This window comes from Actinomadura sp. NPDC049753 (assembly GCF_040674655.1).
GTDB lineage: Bacteria > Actinomycetota > Actinomycetes > Streptosporangiales > Streptosporangiaceae > Spirillospora > Spirillospora verrucosospora.
In genome coordinates this window covers 1-6,065 of the sequence record NZ_JBFARL010000318.1, presented here as the reverse complement: position 1 = coordinate 6,065, position 6,065 = coordinate 1, and the positions used below count along the sequence as shown (strand labels likewise).

Annotated in this window: 5 protein-coding genes; 2 read left to right on the top strand and 3 right to left on the bottom strand. The window is 75.4% G+C overall.

What is annotated here, in order from left to right:
• The first annotated feature begins 223 nt into the window (after nucleotides 1-223).
• On the top strand, nucleotides 224-1,663 hold the full coding sequence (locus AB0K37_RS39695; protein WP_363990705.1) for an MFS transporter: 1,440 nt from the start codon (nucleotides 224-226) through the stop codon (nucleotides 1,661-1,663).
• Between the two features lie 2 nt (nucleotides 1,664-1,665).
• Here AB0K37_RS39695 and AB0K37_RS39690 read toward each other — a convergent pair whose 3' ends face one another.
• From AB0K37_RS39690 to AB0K37_RS39680, 3 genes are all read right to left on the bottom strand, one after another.
• A complete protein-coding gene (locus AB0K37_RS39690; protein WP_363990702.1) occupies nucleotides 1,666-2,271 on the bottom strand; it encodes an NAD(P)H-dependent oxidoreductase in 606 nt (201 codons plus the stop codon).
• 68 nt (nucleotides 2,272-2,339) lie between these two features.
• Nucleotides 2,340-3,167: a glycosyltransferase family A protein gene (locus AB0K37_RS39685; RefSeq protein WP_363990699.1), complete on the bottom strand. Its 828-nt coding sequence runs from the start codon at nucleotides 3,165-3,167 to the stop codon at nucleotides 2,340-2,342.
• Between the two features lie 12 nt (nucleotides 3,168-3,179).
• Complete coding sequence (locus tag AB0K37_RS39680; RefSeq protein WP_363990696.1) at nucleotides 3,180-4,067, bottom strand: glycosyltransferase; 888 nt, start codon at nucleotides 4,065-4,067, stop codon at nucleotides 3,180-3,182.
• A 230-nt stretch (nucleotides 4,068-4,297) separates the two neighbouring features.
• Between AB0K37_RS39680 and AB0K37_RS39675 the strand changes: the two genes are divergently transcribed.
• On the top strand, nucleotides 4,298-5,938 hold the full coding sequence (locus AB0K37_RS39675) for a carbamoyltransferase C-terminal domain-containing protein (protein WP_363990693.1): 1,641 nt from the start codon (nucleotides 4,298-4,300) through the stop codon (nucleotides 5,936-5,938).
• Nucleotides 5,939-6,065: the final 127 nt, after the last annotated feature.

The window sequence follows — 6,065 nt, the reverse complement described above, 5'->3', positions numbered from 1 at the left end:
CTAACCCCGCAAGCAGGGCCTAAGCGCGTATCAGACCCTGTTTGCGGAAGTCGGCCGCTCGCATAGGACCCGCGCCGCCGCGGCGGGCGGCGGGCGCGGCGGGCGGACTCGTCATCGTCACTCCCCCAGCCTGCCTCGGGCGGGCGTGCTCTGCCAGGTGCTGTCAGTACCAGTATCGGCAGGCTCTCGTTACCGGTACCGGCGCACCCCCACTCTCGTACACATGACACAGACAACCGACCTGCGCGGGACCGTTCCCGACCGGGGGTCGCGGAACGGATCCGGCGGGCTCGCGCTCGCCGTCATCCTGCTCGGCCAGTTCATGGCCATCCTCGACGTGAACATCGTCAACGTGGCCCTCCCGACGATGCGCGCCGACCTGCACGCCTCGGGCGCGGGGCTCCAGCTGATCGTGGCGGGCTACATCATCTCCTACGCGGTCCTGCTGATCACGGGCGCGCGGCTCGGCGGCATCGCGGGCCACCGCCGCCTGTACCACCTCGGCCTCGCGTCCTTCACGGCGGCGTCGCTGGCGTGCGGGCTGGCGCCGTCCACCGGGACGCTGGTGGTGTGCCGCTTCCTGCAGGGCGCGGGCGCGGCGATGCTGACCCCGCAGGTGATGTCGATGATCCAGCGGGACTTCACCGGCGCGGCCCGGGGGCGGGCGCTCGGCCTCTACTCGGCCGTCATCGCCGGCGGCGTCGTCGTCGGGCAGGCGGCCGGGGGCCTGCTGGTCGGCGCGGACCTGTTCGGGACGGGCTGGCGGGCGGTCTTCCTCGTCAACGTGCCGATCGGCGCCGCGCTGCTGCTCGCGGGGCCGCGGGTGCTGCCCCGCGACGAGCCCGCGCCCCGGACGCGCCCGTTGCGGGCCGAGCTGGACCTCCCGGGCGTGTTCACGCTGGCACCGGCGGTGCTGCTGCTCGTCGTCCCGCTGATCATGGGGCACGAGCTGGGCTGGCCGCTGTGGGGCTGGGCGTCGCTGGCCGCCAGCGCCGCGTTCGCCGCGGTCTTCGTGGCCGTGGAGCGGCGCGTGGCGGCCGCGGGCGGGCGGCCGCTGGTCTCGCCCCGTGTGCTGCGCGCCCCGCTGCTGGTCCCGGCCTGCGTGGCGATCGTGTTCGGCCCGGCGAGCTGGTCGTCGTTCCTGTTCACCACCACGCTGCACCTGCAGGGCGACCTGCGGATGTCCCCGCTGGAGTCGGGGCTGGCGTTCGTGCCGTGCGTCACCGCGTTCGGGCTCGTCGGGCTGAACTGGCAGCGGCTGCCGGCCCGCTGGCACCGGCGCGCCGTCCCGGCCGGGTTCGCCGTGGCGGGTGCGGGCTACCTGTGCGTCGGTCCGCTCGCCGGAGGCGGCCTCGCCTACGAGGCGCTCACCGCGGTCATCGGGTTCGGGCTCGGGGTGATGCCGATCATCATGACGACCGCGCTGCGGCACGTCCCACCGGGTGACGCGGCCGACGCCAGCGGCCTGCTCCTCACGCTGATGCAGCTCGCCCAGGTGGTCGGCATCGCCACCGTCGGGACGCTGTTCCTCTCGCTGGCCGAGTCAGGCGCGTCCACCCGGCACGCCGAGTACGGCACCGGCTGGGCGCTGGCCGGGATGGTGCTGCTCGGCGCCCTGTGCGCGCTGTCCCTGGCCCGCGACCGGTCCCCGGCTCGGCCCTGAGGTCAGGACGGAGGGGCGGGGACGGGGTTCTCGGCGAGCGCCGAGGCGACCGCCACCAGGTTGGAGGCCATGGCCCGCCCGGTGCTGTGCGACCAGTCCCGGCCCTCCTCGGTCTCCAGGTAGCTCGGCCCGGGCCCGGGGCCCCGGTTCCAGTACGTCCAGGCCTGGCCGGGGATGGTGTAGCCGAACTCGTTGAGCGCGCCGCTCAGATTGTTGATCACGTGGTGCGCGCCGTCCTCGTTGCCGGTGACGATGACGCCCCCGACCCGGTTGAAGGCCACCGGGCGCCCCTCGTCGTCGGTCTCCGACAGCATCGCGTCCATCCGCTCGACGACGCGCTGGGCGACCGAGGACGGCTGGCCCGCCCACGTCGGCGAGGCGAGGACCAGGATCTGCGACTCCAGCAGCGAGCGGTGGACGGCGGGCCACGGGTCGCCCTCGCCGAGGTCGGTCTCCACGCCGGGCGGGATGTCCAGGTCGACGGCCCGGACGGTCTCCACCTCGACGCCCCTGGCCCGCAGGGCCTCCTCCACCACGGCGGCGAGCGCGCCGGTGTTGGACGTCTCGGGCGAGCGCTTCAGCGTGCAGTTGATCACGACGGCGCGCATCGGCGCCTCCCTCGGGTGGTCGGGTCGGTCGGTCACCGCCGCAGTACCCGGGGCGCGGGTGCGAAACGTCAGTACCGCGCGAGCCGGGCGCGGGCGGCCTCCACCGCGGGCGGGACCGGCCGCCTGGAGCGGGCGAGGGCGGGCAGCGCGCGTGCCGCGTCGGCGAGCCCGGCGCGGCCCTCCCGGCTGGCGAGCGCGGACGCGGCGGTGCGCGCGACCGCGGGGAGCGGGCGGCGCAGCCACGCGGTCAGCACCCGGTTGCGCGCCTGCCTGCGGCGCCGGGCCGCGGGGTCGCGGCCCGCCGGGGACGGGTGGTGGTGGACGACCAGTTCCGGCACGTAGGCGAGCCCCCATCCGGCGGCGGCCAGATCGAGGGCGAGCAGTTCCTCCTCGCCGCCGAAGTGCAGGACGCCGGAGAAGCCGCCCGCGTCGAGGAAGGCGTCCCTGCGCACGACGACCGAGCAGGCCAGGAAGCCGAGGACGGCCGGTCCCGGCATGCCTTCGGGACGCCCGAGCTCCGCGCGGGCCATCCGCTCGGAGACGGGGTCCACCCGTTCCTCCTCCCCCACCAGGATCTTCGCGGCGAGCAGCGCCGTCCGCGGGTGGGCGTCGAGGATCGCGGCCGCCCGCTCCAGCGCGCCCGGGGCCCACCAGGAGTCGTCGTCGGCGAAGGCGATGTAGCGGGTGGCCGCGAGCTGGGCCCCGGCGTTGCGGGCGGCCGCGCCCCGGTTGGCCGGCAGCCTCAGGACGGTCGCCCCCGCCGCCTCCGCGACGGCGACGGTGCCGTCGCGGGAGGCGTTGTCGGCCACGATGACCGGCGCCGCGTGGTGGCCGAGGCTGCGGCGCAGCTCCGGCGCGCGGTCACGGGTCGCGATCACGATCGTCACGTCCGGCATGCGGTGCTCTCCCTAGCTCACGTAGCGGCGGGCCCTGGACGCGCGCTGCGACGCCTCCAGGCGGCGCAGGCGGTCCTCGACGTCGGGGGGCAGCACTCTGCGCTCGCGGGCCACCCAGGCCAGCCCGGCCGCGGCCTCGGCGAGCGCGGCGGCCGTCACGCGGTCGCGCGGCAGCGTGCGCAGCAGGACGGCCGTCCGGCGTACGGCCACGGGCAGCGGGCGGCGCAGCCAGGTGAACCACAGGGTGTTGCGGATCCCGTGGCGGCGCCGCAGGTGCGCCTCGCGGACGCGGGACGGCTCGTGGTGCACGACGACGTCCTCGGCGAAGCACAGCTGCCAGCCGAGCGCCATCAGGTCGGCGCTCAGCAGCTCCTCCTCCCCGCCCAGCCACAGCCGGGGGGAGAACCCGCCCGCCTCCCGGAACGCCTCGGCCCGGACCATGGAGGCCCCCGCCAGGAACGAGCCGAGCGCCGGCCCCGGCAGCCACGGCGGCCCGGGGACGGGCGAGTGCCGCAGCTCCGGGACGATCGGGTCCTCGCGGCCGCCGGGCTCCACCAGGATCCGGCCGGTCACGACGGCGAGCCGCGGGTGCGCGTCCAGGAGGCCGGCGGCTCGCGACGGCGCGTCCGGGTCCCACCAGGTGTCGTCGTCCCAGAACGCGACGTAGGGCGTGCGGACGTGGTCGACGGCGAGGTTGCGGGCGACGGCGCCGAGGTTGCGCGGCGAACGGATCAGTGTCGCCTCCGGGAACCCCTCGGCGACGGCGGCGGCGGACCCGTCCCCCGAGGCGTTGTCCACCACGATGACCGGAGCCCGCTCGGTGAGCGCGCGGGCGGCGGCCAGGGTGGCGAGCAGGGACCGCCGCCGGTCCCGGGTGATGACGACGACGGTGAAGCGCATGAACCGGCCACTACCCCCCGCTTTCCCCTCCATGTCCGTAAATGGCGCATCACCTGCAACTTTTATTACGAGCGACTCTTCCGACAACAGCGTTTAGCCACACAGTTCTCGGCAATGTCCCGAATTACCTATAGGGGATTTCGCTCCGGGGGATCCGGCCGGAGCACGGTGCCTACGACGAAGGCCACCGACCCCTCTCCCACCGAACGCTGCGCCGAAACGGGGTACTCATGCGCGTGCTCGGAATCAACGCGATCTTCCATGATCCGGCCGCCGCGCTGGTGTCGGACGGCACCGTCGTCGCCGCGGCCGAGGAGGAGCGCTTCAGCCGCCGCAAGCACGGGAAGCGGCCGGTGCCCTTCTCCGCCTGGGAGGTGCCGGAGCAGGCCGCCCGGTGGTGCCTGGAGGAGGCCGGGCTGGAGCCCGGCGACCTCGACGCCGTCGCCTACTCCTACGATCCCGAGCTCGCCGAACCCGGACTCGACGGGCACGACGCCCAGTGGGAGCGCCTGCGCACGCTCTACGCCCGGCGCGCCCCGAACTTCCTGGCGACCGCGCTGCCGGGGCTCGACCCCGGGATCGTCCGGTACGTGCCGCACCACGTGGCGCACGCCGCGTCCGCCGCGCTCGCCGCGCCCGGGCCCGGCGAGGGCGACGTGCTGGTCCTGGACGGCCGCGGCGAGTCGCACTCGCACCTGGCCGGGACGTACGAGGCCGGCGAGCTGACGCCGCTGCACGCCCAGCGCCTCCCCCACTCGCTCGGCCTCATGTACGAGGACCTCACCGAGCACCTCGGCTTCCTGCGCTCCAGCGACGAGTACAAGGTCATGGCGCTCGCGTCCTACGGCGAGCCGCGCTTCCTGGACGAGCTGCGCGAGCACGTCCGCGCGACCGGGGACGGCGGCTTCGCGGTCGCCCCGATCGACTGGGGCTCCCTGGCGAAGGCCCGCCGGCCCGGCGGCGAGTGGACCCGGGACCACGCCGACCTCGCCGCCAGCGTCCAGACCCGCCTGGAGGAGGTGCTCCTGGACCTCGCGGCCTGGCTCCACGGCCGGACCGGATCCCGCCGCCTGATGCTCGCCGGCGGCGTGGCCCTCAACTGCGTCGCCAACTCCCGGCTCGCCGAGACCGGACCCTACGACGACATCTGGGTCCAGCCCGCGGCGGGCGACGCCGGGACCGCGATCGGCGCGGCGCTGCACGTCGCGCGGTCGGGCGGCGACCCGCTGGCCGCCATGCCGGGCGCCGACCTCGGCCGCCGGTGGGACGACGAGGAGATCGCCGCGCGGCTCGACACCGCCAGGATCCCCTACGGGCGGCCGGACGACCTGGCCGCCGCCGTCGCGGACGCCCTGGCCCGCGACGAGATCGTGGCGTGGTTCCAGGGGCGCTCGGAGTTCGGTCCGCGCGCGCTCGGGCACCGCTCCCTGCTCGCCCACCCCGGGCGTGCCGCCAACATCGAGCGGCTCAACGACGTCAAGGGTCGCGAGCAGTTCCGGCCCATCGCGCCGATGGTGGCGCTCGACCGAGCGCCCGAGATCTTCGAGGGCCCGCTGCCGAGCCCCTACATGCTGTTCGTGCACCGGGTCAGACCCGAGTGGCGCGAGCGGATCCCCGCCGTCGTGCACGTGGACGGCACCGCCCGCGTCCAGACGGTCGACCCCGCCGGCGAGCCGCTCGTGGCCCGCCTGCTGGAGGAGTTCCGCCGCCGCACCGGGCTGCCGGTCCTGGTCAACACCAGCCTGAACACCGCCGGCCGCCCCATGGTGGACGACCCCCGCGACGCGCTGGAGTGCTTCGGCTCGGCGCCGGTCGACCTGCTCGCCATCGGCCCGTTCGTGGTGCGCCGCCGGGAGGTGCACGCCCGATGAGCTGCACCGTCGTCATTCCCACGATCGGCAGGCCGAGCCTGCGCGTCACGCTGCACGCGCTGCTGGCCGCCCTGCGCGACGGCGCGGGCCCCGCGCCGCACGAGATCATCGTCGTGGACGACCGCCC

Excerpts from the sequence above, each read along its gene's own strand:
- AB0K37_RS39695 (WP_363990705.1), top strand. The coding sequence starts at position 224 with ATGACACAGACAACCGACCTGCGCGGGACCGTTCCCGACCGGGGGTCG.
- AB0K37_RS39690 (WP_363990702.1), bottom strand. The coding sequence starts at position 2,271 with ATGCGCGCCGTCGTGATCAACTGCACGCTGAAGCGCTCGCCCGAGACG.
- AB0K37_RS39685 (WP_363990699.1), bottom strand. The coding sequence starts at position 3,167 with ATGCCGGACGTGACGATCGTGATCGCGACCCGTGACCGCGCGCCGGAG.
- AB0K37_RS39680 (WP_363990696.1), bottom strand. The coding sequence starts at position 4,067 with ATGCGCTTCACCGTCGTCGTCATCACCCGGGACCGGCGGCGGTCCCTG.
- AB0K37_RS39675 (WP_363990693.1), top strand. The coding sequence starts at position 4,298 with ATGCGCGTGCTCGGAATCAACGCGATCTTCCATGATCCGGCCGCCGCG.